This window comes from Streptomyces sp. NPDC033136 (genome assembly GCF_055578235.1).
In genome coordinates this window covers 38,351-52,555 of sequence record NZ_JBVIPD010000033.1, presented here as the reverse complement: position 1 = coordinate 52,555, position 14,205 = coordinate 38,351, and the positions used below count along the sequence as shown (strand labels likewise).

General features: G+C 70.7%; 12 protein-coding genes and 1 pseudogene. 8 read left to right on the top strand and 5 right to left on the bottom strand.

Translation table 11 applies throughout. The features are described 5' to 3' along the window. Window positions 1-139: 139 nt before the first annotated feature. Window positions 140-325 (bottom strand): hypothetical protein, encoded by a 186-nt coding sequence (locus tag ACZ5TL_RS36815; protein WP_468595148.1) that lies wholly within the window; start codon window positions 323-325, stop codon window positions 140-142. Between the two features lie 219 nt (window positions 326-544). Next, the gene (afsR, locus tag ACZ5TL_RS36810) at window positions 545-3,544 is read right to left on the bottom strand and encodes an SARP-family global regulator AfsR (protein WP_468595147.1); all 3,000 of its coding nucleotides are present in this window, start codon (window positions 3,542-3,544) and stop codon (window positions 545-547) included. 227 nt (window positions 3,545-3,771) lie between these two features. On the opposite strand from afsR, the gene ACZ5TL_RS36805 reads away from it, so the two are divergent. The 4 genes from ACZ5TL_RS36805 (at window position 3,772) to ACZ5TL_RS36790 (ending at window position 8,527) form a co-directional block, all read left to right on the top strand. Continuing rightward, the gene (locus ACZ5TL_RS36805) at window positions 3,772-5,016 is read left to right on the top strand and encodes an amidohydrolase family protein (RefSeq protein ID WP_468595146.1); all 1,245 of its coding nucleotides are present in this window, start codon (window positions 3,772-3,774) and stop codon (window positions 5,014-5,016) included. Window positions 5,017-5,030: 14 nt separating this feature from the next. Then, on the top strand, window positions 5,031-5,933 hold the full coding sequence (locus ACZ5TL_RS36800) for a TIGR03619 family F420-dependent LLM class oxidoreductase (RefSeq protein ID WP_468595164.1): 903 nt from the start codon (window positions 5,031-5,033) through the stop codon (window positions 5,931-5,933). 310 nt (window positions 5,934-6,243) lie between these two features. Continuing rightward, window positions 6,244-6,453: a hypothetical protein gene (locus ACZ5TL_RS36795; protein WP_468595145.1), complete on the top strand. Its 210-nt coding sequence runs from the start codon at window positions 6,244-6,246 to the stop codon at window positions 6,451-6,453. Window positions 6,454-7,042: 589 nt separating this feature from the next. After that, window positions 7,043-8,527: an alpha/beta hydrolase gene (locus ACZ5TL_RS36790; protein WP_468595144.1), complete on the top strand. Its 1,485-nt coding sequence runs from the start codon at window positions 7,043-7,045 to the stop codon at window positions 8,525-8,527. Between the two features lie 72 nt (window positions 8,528-8,599). On the opposite strand, the pseudogene ACZ5TL_RS36785 reads toward ACZ5TL_RS36790, so the two are convergent. Continuing rightward, window positions 8,600-9,228: pseudogene (locus ACZ5TL_RS36785) on the bottom strand (class I SAM-dependent methyltransferase). Between the two features lie 56 nt (window positions 9,229-9,284). Between ACZ5TL_RS36785 and ACZ5TL_RS36780 the strand changes: the two are divergent. Continuing rightward, window positions 9,285-9,599, top strand: a complete 315-nt coding sequence (locus ACZ5TL_RS36780) for a LysM peptidoglycan-binding domain-containing protein (RefSeq protein WP_468595143.1) — start codon at window positions 9,285-9,287, stop codon at window positions 9,597-9,599. Between the two features lie 121 nt (window positions 9,600-9,720). After that, the gene (locus ACZ5TL_RS36775; RefSeq protein WP_468595142.1) at window positions 9,721-10,374 is read left to right on the top strand and encodes a LuxR C-terminal-related transcriptional regulator; all 654 of its coding nucleotides are present in this window, start codon (window positions 9,721-9,723) and stop codon (window positions 10,372-10,374) included. A gap of 19 nt (window positions 10,375-10,393) precedes the next feature. On the opposite strand, the gene ACZ5TL_RS36770 is transcribed toward ACZ5TL_RS36775, so the two are convergent. Together ACZ5TL_RS36770 and ACZ5TL_RS36765 are read right to left on the bottom strand one after the other, a co-directional pair. Next, on the bottom strand, window positions 10,394-11,185 hold the full coding sequence (locus tag ACZ5TL_RS36770) for a hypothetical protein (RefSeq protein ID WP_468595141.1): 792 nt from the start codon (window positions 11,183-11,185) through the stop codon (window positions 10,394-10,396). Between the two features lie 48 nt (window positions 11,186-11,233). Further along, window positions 11,234-11,977, bottom strand: coding sequence for a hypothetical protein (locus tag ACZ5TL_RS36765; protein ID WP_468595140.1), 744 nt, complete (start codon window positions 11,975-11,977; stop codon window positions 11,234-11,236). Window positions 11,978-12,143: 166 nt separating this feature from the next. On the opposite strand from ACZ5TL_RS36765, the gene ACZ5TL_RS36760 reads away from it, so the two are divergent. Continuing rightward, the gene (locus ACZ5TL_RS36760) at window positions 12,144-12,914 is read left to right on the top strand and encodes an SDR family NAD(P)-dependent oxidoreductase (RefSeq protein ID WP_468595139.1); all 771 of its coding nucleotides are present in this window, start codon (window positions 12,144-12,146) and stop codon (window positions 12,912-12,914) included. A gap of 110 nt (window positions 12,915-13,024) precedes the next feature. Beyond that, window positions 13,025-14,143: an LLM class flavin-dependent oxidoreductase gene (locus ACZ5TL_RS36755; protein ID WP_468595138.1), complete on the top strand. Its 1,119-nt coding sequence runs from the start codon at window positions 13,025-13,027 to the stop codon at window positions 14,141-14,143. Window positions 14,144-14,205: the final 62 nt, after the last annotated feature.

Sequence of the window (14,205 nt, the reverse complement as noted above, 5' to 3'; positions counted from 1 at the left end):
AACGGCCCTCATGACAACTGCCCCCACGCCACGGGAGGGTGTCGTTCCGGTGCGGCGGGACGTGCCTGTGGCCGGACACGCCTCGGCCGCGACGGCTTCCCCTCCGCGCCGCCGCGGCCGAACCCCGTGTGGCGATGGTCTACTTCGTCGGCTTGAAGGGCTCCGACGTGGCGTGCAAATCCTTGATCTCCAGCGGCTCGCCGGTGGCGTGCAGGTCCTGCGGGGCGGCGGCGCCCTCTTCCGTGGTGTGCGGGTCCTTCGTGGACGCCACGCCGTCCGTGGTGCCCGTGGCGTGCAGGTCCTGCGGCTTGAGCTCGTCGCCCATGATGTGTCATCTCCCGTTGGCGTGGATCAAGCAGTGGGGCGGGCGAGCCTGTCCGGCCACTCCCCCGAGGGTGGCCGGACGGGCCCGCCAGGGCCGCTCACCCTGGTTCGTGGTGCGAGGCCCTCCGCAGTGACCCGTCTGCCCCCCCGACGCGACGGATCGACTACGACGAGCATGGCGTGCGGCGATAAACGAATGATGAACGCCGCCGGCCAGGCCTCAGGCCGCCCGCACCGGGGACAGCAGGGCGCGCACCTCGGCGGCCTCGGGCGAGCCCAGCTCCTCGTAGATCCCGGCCGCCTCCTGCCAGCAGACCTGGGCCCGGCCGGTCTGGCCGATACCGCTGAGCGCGCGGCCCAGGACCGTGAGGACGTTGCCGCGCCGCCACTGCCCGCCGATGCCGCGGAGCACGGTGAGGGCCATCTCGGCGCTGGCGGCGGCCTGGGCGGGGCGACGGGCGGCGAGATCCACCTCGGCCAGCCGGAACAGGCTCATGCCCTCCCAGAGGCGCTGCCTGCTGTCCCGGAACACCGCCAGCGCCTCCTGGAGCCGCTCGGCCGCGTCGCCCAGCTCACCGCTCTGGGTGAGGGCGAGCCCGAGCGCGTAACGGGCGTTCGCCCCGCGCATGGAGTTGCCCATGGCGTCGTAGATGCCGATGCCCTCCTGGGCCAGCGCGACCGCGCTCTGGGTCCGCCCGGTCGCGAGGTGGATCCGGGAGAGGTTGCAGAGCGCGGAGGCCTCGCCGGGGCGGTCGCCCAGGGCCCGGAAGTGCTCGATGGCCCGGGAGAGGTGCTCCTCGCCGTCCTCGTGCCGGTTCTGGTACAGCGCGATGATGCCGCGCGCGTTGCGGGCCCAGCAGACGGGAAGCAGGTCGTCGGCCTCCTGCGCCAGGACGACGACACGTTCCGCCTCCTGGTCCGCCCGCTCGAAGCGGCCGCCCACGTGGTGGACGTTGACGAGCGTCGTGAGCGCCCGGGCCTCCGACCGCGCGAGGCCGAACTGCCGCGCCGCGTCCAGGAGCGCCCCGGCCGTCGCCTCGTACTCCCGGGAGTTGGCTCCCGACTCGGAGAGGTCGTGCGCGGCCCACAGCAGGTCGATCGCCCGCGGGAGGGTGTCCGGGCGGCCCGCCGACTGCCGCACGCACGCCAGGAGGCAGATGGCCTCCGCGTACAGCCAGTCCTGCGCCGTGTGCCGGTTCTCGAAACGCAGCCCCGGGTACGAGGCCGGCTCCAGATGGTCCACCAGCCCGTCACCGGGCCGCACGATCGCGTACACCCCGGCCGCCGACGCCAGGTAGAAGTCCAGCAGCCGCGACAGCGCCGACCCCCGCTCGCTCGGCGGCAGCTCGTCCCGTTCCGCGCACGCACGCGCGTAGAGCCGTACCAGATCGTGGAAGCGGTAGCGGCCGGGAGCGGCAGACTCCAGCAGTGAGGTGTCCACCAGGGATTCCAGGAGGTCCTCGGTGTCCTCCACGGGCAGGTCCAGGACTGCCGCCGCGGCCGGGAGGGAGATGTCGGGGCCGTCGGCCAGGCCGAGCAGGCGGAAGGCGCGGGCCTGGGCGGGTTCCAGCTGGCCGTAGCCGAGCTCGAACGTGGCCTTGACCGCGAGGTCGCCGGCCTGGAGTTCGTCCAGGCGGCGGCGTTCGTCGGCGAGCTTCGCCGCGAGGACCGACACCGTCCAGGTGCGGCGGGCCGCCAGGCGGGAGGCCGCGATGCGGATGGCGAGGGGCAGGAAGCCGCAGGCCGCCACGACGTCCAGGGCGGCCTTCCGCTCGGACGCCACCCGTTCCTCGCCCACGATCTTCGTGAACAGCGCCAGCGCCTCGTCCGGGGACATCACGTCCAGGTCGACCAGGTGGGCGCCCGCCAGGTCCACCATCCGCACCCGGGAGGTGACCAGCGCGGCGCAGCCGTCCGTGCCGGGCAGCAGGGGGCGCACCTGGGCGGCGTCCCGGGCGTTGTCCAGCAGGACCAGGACGCGGCGGCCGGCCAGGACCGAGCGGTACAGCGCCGCGCGTTCCTCCAGGGAGTCGGGGATCGCCGAGTCGGCCGTGCCGAGTGCGCGCAGGAAGGAGCCGAGGACCGTCTCCGGCTCGGCCGCCCGCGCGCCCGCGCCCTGCAGGTCGACGTACAACTGCCCGTCGGGGAAGGCCGTACGGGCCTGGTGGGCCACGTGGACGGCGAGGGTCGTCTTGCCCACGCCGCCGATGCCGGCCAGGGCCGAGACCGCCATGACCCGGCCGTCGGCCGAGGCCAGGATGGAGCCGAGTTCGCGGACGAAGGCGGAGCGGCCCGTGAAGTCCGGCACCGTCGCAGGCAGTTGCGCGGGGCGGACGGGGACGGAGACCGGCTCGGGGGCCGGTGAGGAGGGCTTCGCCAGTCCCGGGTCCGCCTGGAGGATCCGCTGCTGCAGCTCGCTCAGGCCGGGGCGCGGGTCCACGCCCAGTTCGTCGGCGAGCAGACGGCGGGTGTCGGCGTACACCGCGAGGGCCTCGGCCTGGCGGCCGCTGCGGTAGAGCGCCAGCATCAGCAGCTCGCGGAGCCGCTCGCGCAGCGGATGGGCGGCGGTGAGGGCGGTGAGCTCCGAGACCGCCTCGGCGTGGCAGCCCTGCTCCAGGTCCATGTCCAGGCGGGATTCGATGAGTTGGAGCCGCCATTCCTCCAGGCGGACCCGCTGGGCCTCCGCGTACGGGCCCGGCACGCCGGCCAGTGTCTCCCCGTCCCAGTGGGCGAGGGCGCGGCGCAGCACGTCACGGGCGTGGCAGAGGTCGCCGGCGGAGCGGGCCTTCTCCGCCTCGGTGGCCAGGCCCTGGGCGACGGCGAGATCGAGGGTGCCCTCGGCCAGGCCGCGGATCGCGTAGCCGCCTGATTCGCTGACCAGGACGCCGGAGTCGAGGACCTTGCGCAGCCGGGAGGCGTACGTCCGCAGCGCCGCCAGGGCCTGTGAGGGCGGTTCCTCGCCCCACAGGGCGTCGATCAGCTCCGCCGCCGTGGCGGTGCGGCCCTCGCGCAGCAGCAGCGCGGCGAGCAGGGCGCGTTGCTGGGGGGAGCCGGTGGCGATCGGCTCGTCGGCGCGCCAGGCGCGCACGGGGCCGAGCACGCTGAAGCGCAGCGGCGCGGACACCACCGGCTCCGTCGGCCTCGCCGGCTCCCGCGACTCCGGAGAGGAGTCGGGCCGCTGCTCCGGTACGCGCGGCACACCGACCGGTACACCGTCCATGCAGTCCCCCTAGACATCCTGAGCAACCAGGCCAGTTTGCCTTGTGCGCGGCGGATACGTCAGCCGTGGGGGACACCGATCGCAGGCCGGCGCACGGGAGTCCACAAGGTCCGCACACTCTCTTCGCAGGCGCGAGGGCGGGGTCCGTGCGGATCACGCCATCGCGGCCGGAACCTGCCCTTGCCGCATAGCTGACGACCCGTCAGATCAGCGCTACGGTGAGCGCCATGGACACCCACGACAGCACGTTCCCGCTGATCATCTCCGTGGACGACCACACCGTGGAGCCCGCGAGCGTCTGGCAGGACCGGCTTCCGCGGAAGTACCGGGACGTCGGGCCGCGGATCGTCCGGGCGCCCGTGAAGGAGATGACCTTCCTCGGGGGCCGCTTCAAGCCCGTCATGGGACAGCCCGGTGACGACGGTCCGGTCGGGGACTGGTGGGTCTACGAGGATCTCCGCAGGCCGCTGACCCGCCTCGACACCGCCGTGGGGTACGACAGGGACGAGATCCGGCTCGAGGTCATCACGTACGAGCAGATGCGGCCGGGCTCCTACGACGTCACCGCGCGGCTCGCCGACATGGACGTCAACCACGTCCAGTCCGCCCTGTGCTTCCCGACCTTCCCGCGCTTCTGCGGCCAGACCTTCACGGAGGCCGGGGACCACGAGCTGGGACTGCTCTGCGTGCGGGCCTACAACGACTGGACGGTGGAGGAGTGGTGCGGCCCGGACGCGCACGGGCGGCTCATACCCCTGCCTCTCATCCCCCTGTGGGACGCCCGGCTGGCGGCGGCGGAGGTCCGGCGCAACGCCGCACGCGGGGTCCGCGCCGTCGCCTTCTCCGAGATCCCGCCGTTCCTCGGGCTGCCCTCCATCCACACCGACGCCTGGGACCCCTTCCTCGCCGCCTGCGACGAGACCGGGACCGTCATCGCCATGCACATCGGCTCCAGCAGCCGCATGCCGTCCACCTCCGCGGACGCCCCGCCCGCCGTCGGCTCCACCATCACCTACGCCAACTGCTGCTTCTCGATGGTCGACTGGCTGATGAGCGGCAAGTTCGAGCAGTTCCCGAACCTCAAGGTCATGTACGCCGAGGGGCAGATCGGCTGGATTCCCTACATCCTGGAGCGGGCCGACGTGGTGTGGGAGGAGAACCGGGGCTGGGGCGGTGTCGCCGACAAGGTGCACCGGCCGCCGTCCGAGCTGTTCGCCGAGCACGTCCACGGCTGTTTCTTCGACGACGCCTTCGGGCTGCGCAACCTCGACTCCATCGGCGTCGGCAACGTCCTCTACGAGACCGACTACCCACACTCCGACTCCACCTGGCCCAAGTCCCGCGAGGTCGGCGAGGCGCAGATGGGGCATCTGGCTCCGGACGTGGTCGAGCGGATCGTGCGGGGGAACGCCATCAACCTGCTCGGGCTCACCGACGAGGGGCTGTGGCCCGGCAGCGGTGGTGCGCGGTGACGCTGCTGTACGGGATGCAGCTTCCGGTGCAGTCGCAGAGCACCCTCTACGCCGAGGGGTGGGAGGCCGGGGCCGGTCCGGAGGACCTCCTCGGCATCGCCCGCGCCGCCGACCGGGCCGGCTTCGCCTACCTCGCCGCTTGCGACCACGTCGGCATTCCGCGCAGGCTGGCCGCCGCGATGAGCACGGTCTGGTACGACCCCGTCGCCACGCTTGCCTTCCTCGCCGCCGCCACCGAGCGCGTCCGGCTGCTCAGCCATGTCGCGATCGTCGCTCTGCGCCATCCCCTGCTCACCGCCAAGCAGTACGCCACCCTCGACCACCTTTCGAGCGGCCGCCTGATCCTCGGGGTCGGCGCCGGGCACGTCCAGGAGGAGTTCGAGGCGCTGGGCGTCGACTTCCGCGGGCGCGGGGCCGTGCTCGACGAGTGCGTCGACGCCCTGCGGGCCGCCCTCGGACCCGACGAGTTCCCCGAACACCACGGCAAGCTGTACGACTTCGAGGGTCTGGGACAGCGGCCCCGGCCCGTGCAGGGCCGGGTCCCGCTGTGGGTCGGGGGTTCCTCGCCCGCCGCCGTACGACGGGCCGCGCTGAAGGGTGACGGGTGGTTGCCGCAGGGGGACCCCAGGGACCGGTTGCCCGCCCAACTCGCGCGCATCCGGGAGCTGCGCGAACGGGCCGGGGCGCGCGGGCCGTTCACCGTCGGCGCCATCACCGAGCCCCTGTACGTCGGCACGCCCCGCTGGGACGTGGGCCGCAGGACCCTCACCGGCGGGCCGCAGGAACTGGCCGAGTCGCTGCGGGCGTACCGGGCGATGGGCGTGCACCAGATCCAGGTGCGGTTCCGCAGCCGGGACAGGCGCGAACTCGTCGACCAGATCGCCGCGTTCGGGGCCGAGGTGGGGCCGCTGCTCTGAGGGGTCGTCACCCTGCGGGCGCCCGGGGCACGCGGCCTGTCACCGGCGCCGGACCCCCATGAGAACGGGGCACCCCATCCAGGGTCCTGGCGCCTTGCGATGCACGGCACCAGACCACGCGACCTGACCGAACGCTCATGCTGCACGGACCGCTGAGGACGCATACCGGCGGTCCGTGACGCACCGTTACCGGGTGTCGCCGGGGCGTGGTGCGGGAATTCCCGAAGTGCGGGTAAACACTCTGCCGCTCGGGTGCTGTTACTGGGCAGAACACACCATTCGTCCCCGGACACAGGAGAGTGCTTGCCCGATGCGTGACACGGTAACCGTAGTGGCCCTGGTGGGCGTGGTGACGGCGTTCCCGAGGGTGCTGATCTTCTGCCTGATGTGCCGGGAACGGCGGCGGCTCGTGGTGCTGGCCCGGGCCTGCGGACACGACGGACTCGTCCTGGAACACCGCGGACCGGACCGCGCACGACTGGCGCTGAGGCAGGCACGGGGAGAGGACGCACGCGGATGACGACGGAGAGGGCGGAGAGGGCGGAGACCGAGGAGGCCGGCGGGACGGCCGACGGGGGGTTCGCGGGCTTCTTCAACTACCGGATCTCTCATCTCCCGCCGCCGGATCGCACCACGCCACCGGTGTACACACCCACCCTGGAGCCGCGGACACCGACGTGCCCGTCCGGGGTGGTGGACGCTACGGCGCCCTTGGCGGCCGCTGGAGTACGACGCGGCCCGCATGATGTTCAACCGCGCCATTCGTGACCTGGGCCGTTGTCGTCTCCGGCGATGGTCAGAGGACGCCTGTCGTTCGGGCGGTGATGCCGCGGCCATGGCGTGTTGATCAGCCGTTCGACGGTGTTTCTCTCCTTGTGGAGGTCGGTGTCGTGGCTGACGGGCCGACCGAGAGTGCGACGGAGCCTTTCCCCTGACCCGACCCTGACCATTTTTCGCGCTGCGCCCCGGTCGCCCCTGATCGGTCCCCGACCCGACCCGGAAAAACCCCTGGCAGGGGCACCACATGGGCAACAGCGCACCTAACGTGACGACGGTGCCCCGGCCGGGTCCGCACGCTGACACAACCGCTCTCTTCATGAGGAGGATCCATGCCGTTAAGGGGCAGATCCACACTGGGGCGCATCGCCGCACGGGGCACGGCCATGGCCGTGGGAGCCGCCACGGCCGTCATCACCAGCCTCGCCGCCGCTCCCGCGGTCCACGCGTCGCCGCCTGCCACCGGAGCCCTGCGGTGGGCACCGTGTGACGACCCGGCGAAGCCAGGAGCCGAGTGCGCCACTCTTTCGGTGCCGGTCGACTGGGCCCACCCGGACGGACCGAGACTCGACCTGGCCGTGGCCCGCCGCAAGGCCACCGACCCCGGCGCACGCGTCAGCTCGATGGTGTTCGGCCCCGGCGGGCCGGGCGACTCGGGTGTGGAGATGGTGGTGGGCCGTATCAGCCGGTTCAGCCCAGAGGTCCGCCGCAGGTTCGACATCGTCAGCTTCGACCCGCGCGGCGTGGGCAACAGCAACCCGGTGACCTGCTCTGGCGACCTGCTTGCCGAGCGGCCGTCACCGGAGCTGAAGGGCCAGGCGGACTTCGAGGCCACCATGGCGTACAACAAGCGGCTCCGTGCCGACTGCCGGGCCCGTACCGGCCCAGTGTTCGACCACCTCGACACCGCCCAGACGGTCCGGGACCTGGACGCCCTCCGGGCCGCCCTCGGCGAACGGAAACTGACCTTCCACGGCAGCTCGTACGGCACACTGCTCGGGGCTCAGTACGCCGAGACCTACCCGCGCCGCGTGCGTGCGATGGTGCTGGAGAGCGTCATGGACCACAGCGTCCCGACCACCCGTGACTTCCTGCAGTCCGAGGCGGCCGCGGCACAGGATTCATTCCAGGAGTTCGTGAAGTGGTGCGACGGTGCCGCGGACTGCGCGCTGCACGGCCGCGACGTCCGCGCCGTCTGGCAGGGCCTGTTGGCCCGGGCCGGGCGCGGAGAGCTGGAGGACCCGGCGAAGCCGGGCACCTCGCTGTCGTCTTCGGATCTGGTCAACAAGATCGCGTTCAAGAAGTTCTACGTGGCCGACTACGCGGGCCTGGCCACGGCGATCGCGGGGATGGACGCGAGCAAGCCGCTGCCTGCGTCGCCCACCTCGACAGCGCCGCTGCCTCCTGCCACCCCGGTCTTCTGCTCGGACTGGCACCTGCCAGTGCGCGACTACCAGGAGTACGCCTCGCTCGTCGCCATGATGAACAAGACCGCGCCCGACCTGCCTTACCTGCTGCCGATCCACATGGCAGCGGCGTGCCTGGGCGCGCCGACCGCCAACCCACAGCACCGCCTGGACGCACACGGCGCCCCGCCGATCCTGGTCTCCAACGCGCTGCACGACCCCGCCACCGGCTACCCGTGGGCGGTCTCGGTGGCCCGGCAGCTCGGCCGCAGCGGCGTGCTCCTCACCTACGAGGGCCACGGGCACGGCAGCGTCACCAGCGGCCCGTGTATGGAGGACGCCGTGGACAGCTATCTCACCGACCTGGCAGTCCCACCACAGGGCACCAGCTGCCCCGCCGTGCCGTTCTGACAGCTTGCCGATCCGGATCCACCTTCCGTACGGACCCGGATCGGCAAGGTTGATCACGACATCACACAGGCCCTAGGGTCGGCGGGCCAGCAAGTGGGCGTCGAGGAAGCCTCGCTCGGAAGCCGGGTCGTGGAGCAGCCGGGCGAACGTGACGAGCCCGGCCCTGGCCAGCAACTCGGCGAACTGGTCCACAGGCCAGCTATAGGCGGGCGTCACCTTGTGGTCAAAGCAGACCGGCTCCGGTTCATCGGTCGCGAAGAACGAGACCAGGAGCAGGCCCCCTGGTGCCAGAACACGTACCTGCTCGGCGAGCAGCGGGGCCAATTGCCCAGACGGGGTATGGATCATCGAGTAGTGGGCCAGCACGCCGCCGAATGCGCCGTCCTCGACCGGCAGGGCTCCCATCCGCGCCTCATCGAACCGCAGCGCCGGATGGGCCCGCCGGGCGTGGTCGACATGCCCGGGGAGAGGTCGAGCCCGAAGGCTTCCAGCCCCAGTTCGTGCAGCATGGCCGTCAGATGCCCAGGCCCGCACCCGACGTCGGCTGCCCGCGGGTTCCCCGTCCCGCGCACCAGCTCGGCGAAAGTGCCGATCATGTTCCGCGCGAACGGCCGCGTCTCCAACCGATTAGCGAACATTGACGCATAGAGCTCGACGACCCCGTCGTAGGCCGCCCTCGTCTCGTCCTGGTGTTCCGCCACGGGGAAGAAGCTAACGCCCTTGCCGATCGCGGCCGTTCTCCGGCTCCATACCGCCCTTGGGGCTGATCCCATCACCTGAACACGGGACGACCCCGGTAGTTCGGAGAAGGTACCGGCCGTACCAGTACGTCTGCCTGCCCCTGCCCAGCCCGAGTGGCCAGGACGTCGTCTCCTACCGCACGATCCGGGTGCCGCCGAACGTCACCCTGCCCGAACTCGCCTGCCGGTACGGGACGAACGTCCCCTACCTCATGGCGCTCAACTTCCTGGACGTACCGGTGCTGAGCCCCGGCCAGAAGCTGATCGTCCCGGAGATCCCCGCCACCGGGGCCGCCACCGCGACGCCGTGCTCCGCGAACCCGTGGACCTGAAGCACGCAGCCGTCGACTGGAAGACCGGTGGCGAGGGTCCTTGAAAGATTGAACATATCCGCGTCGCGTCGCGTATGTACGCACGTACGGACCCACGGATCCGGTGGAAGGACACAACGACGTGCGTACTTCCCAGTCAGTCTCCGTCGCCCTCGCCTGCCCCGAGGGCGCCTGGCCGCACACCGGCTGGCCGGCACCGGACGATCCGTGCGTGGGGCAGACGGTGCGGGTGACTCCGCCCTTCGAGGAGCTCCGGACTCTCCGGGGCGTGGAAGTGGTGATCCTGCGCTGCGAGGATCCGTCGGACACGGCGTCGGGTCTGCCCGCCGTACGCGAGCGTACGGCGGCTCCGGTGATCGTCGTCAGCCCTCGCCGGGACTACGGGACGATCATCGAGGTCTTCCGCGCGGGAGCGGGTTACCTGGTCGAGGGTGACCACTGCACCCGCATGCTCTCCTCGGCCGTCGTGGGGGCCGCGGTCGGGCACACCTACCTCTCCCCGGCGGCCTGCGCGGCCCTGCGGGAAGGACTGCGGCGGCTGTCCGAAGGCGGGGCGGCGATGGAGCGGCTGCGGACGCTGCTCTCCCCGCGCGAGCGCCAGATCATGGAACTGCTGTCGACCGGGCTGGGCGCCAAGGAGATCGGGCTGCGGTTACGGCTGAGCGAGAAGACCGTGCGCAACAACCTCAGCAACATCTACGCCAAGCTGGACGCACGCGGCAGCACGGACGCGGTCCTGAGGTGGCTGGGAGCCGCGCCCGTGCTTCGCGTCTGAGAACCTCCGGTGCGCCCGGCTACGGCGCCGGTATCTCCGAGAGCGGGATGTCGACGTCGGTGACGTTCTCGCCGCCCTCACCGAAGCCCGGTTCGGACCTGAGGGCGCGCGTGGAGTTCAGCAGCCCCGCGGCCTCCGGCGTCCCGCACTTCACGTTGCGCAGCCACAGGCGCCCGTCGGGGGTGCCGTTCTTCAGGATCTGCGGATAGAAGACGTGCACGCTCGTGCCGCCCTCACTCGGCGAGAAGAACACCTTCTGGCCGTTCTGCGCCTCCTCGTACGTGGCCCGCAGGAATCCGCTCACGTCGGTGCGTTTCGCGGACCACATGAAGAAGGCGATGCTGTCCGCCTGCACGGTGTCCGTCCTGCTGAACGCCAGGCCGGTCGCCTTGTCGTCACGCGTGATGTTGATTTCCGAGGTGCTGAACTTCAGGCCGATCTCGAAGAAGGAGTTGCCGAGTTTCGTGTCGGCGCCGGCCGTGAATCCGTCCTCGAGTTGAACGACCCTGGTGACGGACGTGCTCACATCGAAGGTCTTCGAGGCGGTGCTCGTCGATCCGCAGTTGTCGGACACCGGGGAGACCCGCTGGTTCGGCCCGAGGTTGTCCCGTTTGAACTGGACGTCGACGAACTCGCAGTTCTCCAGCCTGTCGGAGTCCGCCGAACAGTCGGCGCTCACTTCGGAAGGGGTGGCGGCACCGGCCGGGTTCATCAGCGGTACGGCCACCGCGACGGCCGCCACCGGGGCCAGGGCGAGGGTGATGCGCTTCTTCCTGCTCCGGTGGCTTCTCTTGCGGCCGGCGCTTGTCATGGGGTTCTCCTGTGGGGAAAGGGGGTGGGGGAAGGGGTGCGCGGGGTGTCAGCAATCGGTCAGCACCGGCCTGGACGTGCCGTCCACGACACCGGGAGCGCCTGCGGCGCCCGGCAGCATGACCGGCCCCTCGACGACCTCCGGTGCCACGAAGTTCTGTTCCGGCGTGGCGTTGGTGGTGGTCGTCGCCTCGCGGGCGTCGATCCGCACTCGCCATTCGCCCGTCATGCGCTGCATCTTGGGCGTGAACTCCATGTGGAGCACCTTGCCGACCGGCACCTCCCGCTCTTCCGTGTCACTGGCGGTCGCCGACTTCAGGGTGAGGTCGAGGGTGCCCTTGTGCTTGAGCCAGGAGCCGCTCAGGGCTCCGAAGAGTCCTCCGCCGCCACCCTGCTGGGTGACGGTGTACTTGCCCTGGCCCTGTGCCGTCGTGGCCGACCAGGTGACCGACACCTTCGCCGGTTCGGTGGCGTTGGGTTCGCAGTTGGGGAAGTCGATGGAGGCCTTTTCGGCCGGTCCGTCGAAGGTCTCGAAGTCCGTCTCGACGAACTCGCAGTTGTCCGACGCGAAACCCGGTCCGGCGATCGGGTGGCCGCCGAAATCGAAGATGGACTGCTGCGTGCCGTTGAGTACCTTCGCCCGCTGGCACATCGTCACGATCCGCTCGGGCGTCTTCTCGTCGGCGGCGTTCGCGGACGGCAGCAGTACCGTGGCCACGGCTCCGCCGGTCACGAGAGCCGATCCGATCGCGACCGTCCTGATCTTCCTGTTCCTCAGTCTTCTCTTGGCCATGAACCAGATCCTGGACGGGCCTGACCGACCCCGACAGGGTCAAACATCCCTACTTGCCGGTCACGTGACATTCGCCTCAGCAACGTCCGAAGCTTGCATCTGACGCATCGTCAGGTATGCCGCTACGATGCGGAGTCCACCGTGTCCACCCGTGAAGGGGGCCGTAATGGGCAAGCTCGACGGACGGGTCGTCATCGTCACCGGCGCCGCACGGGGCCAGGGCGAGCAGGAGGCGCGGCTGTTCGCGGCCGAGGGTGCCCGGGTGGTCGTCGCGGACGTGCTCGACGACCAGGGCGAGGCCCTGGCGAAGGAGATCGGCGCCCGGTACTTCCGTCTCGACGTCGGCCGGGAGGGCGACTGGCAGGCCGCCGTCGCCGTGGCCAAGGAGGCGTACGGGCACGTCGACGGGCTGGTCAACAACGCCGGCATCCTGCGTTTCAACTCCCTCCTCGACACACCCCTCGACGAGTTCATGCAGGTCGTGCGGGTCAATCAGGTGGGCTGCTTCCTGGGCATCAGGGCGGTCGCGCCGGAGATGTCCGACGGGGGCACCATCGTCAACACCGCCTCCTACACCGGCCTGACCGGGATGGCGGCCGTGGGTGCCTACGCGGCGACCAAGCACGCCGTGGTCGGGCTGACCCGGGTGGCCGCCCTGGAGCTGGCCGGGCGGGGGATCCGCGTCAACGCCGTCTGCCCGGGGGCCATCGACACGGCGATGTCCAACCCGGCCCGGCTGGATCCGACCGCCGACCCCGAGGAGACGGCGAAGGGGCTGGACCGGCTGTACCGCACGCTCGTGCCGCTGGGGAGGGTCGGGCAGCCGGAGGAGGTGGCTCGGCTCGCCCTCTTTCTCACCTCCGAGGACTCGTCGTACATCACCGGGCAGCCGTTCGTGATCGACGGGGGGTGGCTGGCGGGCGTCAGCGTCATCTGACGAGTCGAGCTGACGCATCGTCTGCTATTGACGCTCCCGGAGCCCGGTGGAACAGTCGGAGCCATGAATCTGACGGATCGTCAGACCTGAACCTGGGGCGGTGAACCTCCTTGGAATTCGGCATCTTCGTACAGGGATACGTCGGCAAACGGGCCGAGACCGACCCGCTCGCCGAACACAAGGCGCTGATGGAGGAGACCGAGTACGTCATCGAGGCGGACAGGGCGGGCTTCAAGTACGCCTGGGCGTCCGAACACCACTTCCTGGACGAGTACTCGCACCTCTCCGCCAACGACGTCTTCCTCGGGTACCTGGCGCACGCGACCGAGCGGATCCACCTGGGATCGGGGATCTTCAATCCGCTGGCCCAGGTCAACCACCCCGTGAAGGTCGCCGAGAAGGTGGCCATGCTCGACCACCTCAGCGGCAACCGCTTCGAGTTCGGCAGCGGGCGGGGGGCCGGATCGCACGAGATCCTCGGATTCCTGCCGGGGATCACCGACATGAACCACACCAAGGAGATCTGGGAAGAGACCATCGCCGAGTTCCCCAAGATGTGGCTCCAGGACGAGTACGAGGGCTTCCAGGGCAAGCACTGGTCGCTGCCGCCGCGCAAGATCCTGCCGAAGCCGTACGGCAGGTCGCACCCGGCGATGTGGTACGCGGCCGGGTCGCCTCCGTCGTACGCGATGGCGGCGCGCAAGGGCCTGGGGGTGCTGGGCTTCAGCGTGCAGAAGGTCTCCGACATGGAGTGGGTGCTGGAGCAGTACAAGACGGCGATCGTGGACGCGGAGCCGGTCGGCGCCTTCGTCAACGACAACGTGATGGTGACGACCACCGCGATCTGCGCACCGACCCATGAGGAGGCGGTGCGGATCGCGGCCGGCGGGGGGCTGCACTACCTGCCGTCCCTGGTGTTCCGGTACCACGACACGTTCCCCCGGCCCGAGGGGTTCCCGGTGTGGCCGGAGACGTTGCCGGAGTACACCGAGGAGTTCGTGGAGGTGCTGATCGAGGAGGAGTTGCTGATCTGCGGCGATCCGGACGAGGTGCTGCGGCAGTGCAAGCGGTGGGAGCAGGCCGGGGCGGACCAGCTGAGCTTCGGGTTGCCCGTGGGGGTGCCGAAGGAGGAGACCCTGCAGACGATCCGGCTGGTCGGGGAGCACGTGATTCCCAAGATCGACACGGATCCGGTGCATCGGACTTCGCGGTTCCGAGGGATTGGCTGAGCGTGCGTCGGCGGGTGCGGGTGCGTAGTGGTGGTTCGCGCAGTTCCCCGCGCCCCTCAGGG

Bases quoted from the DNA above. Each gene is read 5' to 3' on its own strand.
- ACZ5TL_RS36815 (WP_468595148.1), bottom strand. From the start codon at position 325: ATGGGCGACGAGCTCAAGCCGCAGGACCTGCACGCCACGGGCACCACG.
- afsR (WP_468595147.1), bottom strand. From the start codon at position 3,544: ATGGACGGTGTACCGGTCGGTGTGCCGCGCGTACCGGAGCAGCGGCCC.
- ACZ5TL_RS36805 (WP_468595146.1), top strand. From the start codon at position 3,772: ATGGACACCCACGACAGCACGTTCCCGCTGATCATCTCCGTGGACGAC.
- ACZ5TL_RS36800 (WP_468595164.1), top strand. From the start codon at position 5,031: ATGCAGCTTCCGGTGCAGTCGCAGAGCACCCTCTACGCCGAGGGGTGG.
- ACZ5TL_RS36795 (WP_468595145.1), top strand. From the start codon at position 6,244: ATGCGTGACACGGTAACCGTAGTGGCCCTGGTGGGCGTGGTGACGGCG.
- ACZ5TL_RS36790 (WP_468595144.1), top strand. From the start codon at position 7,043: ATGCCGTTAAGGGGCAGATCCACACTGGGGCGCATCGCCGCACGGGGC.
- ACZ5TL_RS36770 (WP_468595141.1), bottom strand. From the start codon at position 11,185: ATGACAAGCGCCGGCCGCAAGAGAAGCCACCGGAGCAGGAAGAAGCGC.
- ACZ5TL_RS36765 (WP_468595140.1), bottom strand. From the start codon at position 11,977: ATGGCCAAGAGAAGACTGAGGAACAGGAAGATCAGGACGGTCGCGATC.
- ACZ5TL_RS36760 (WP_468595139.1), top strand. From the start codon at position 12,144: ATGGGCAAGCTCGACGGACGGGTCGTCATCGTCACCGGCGCCGCACGG.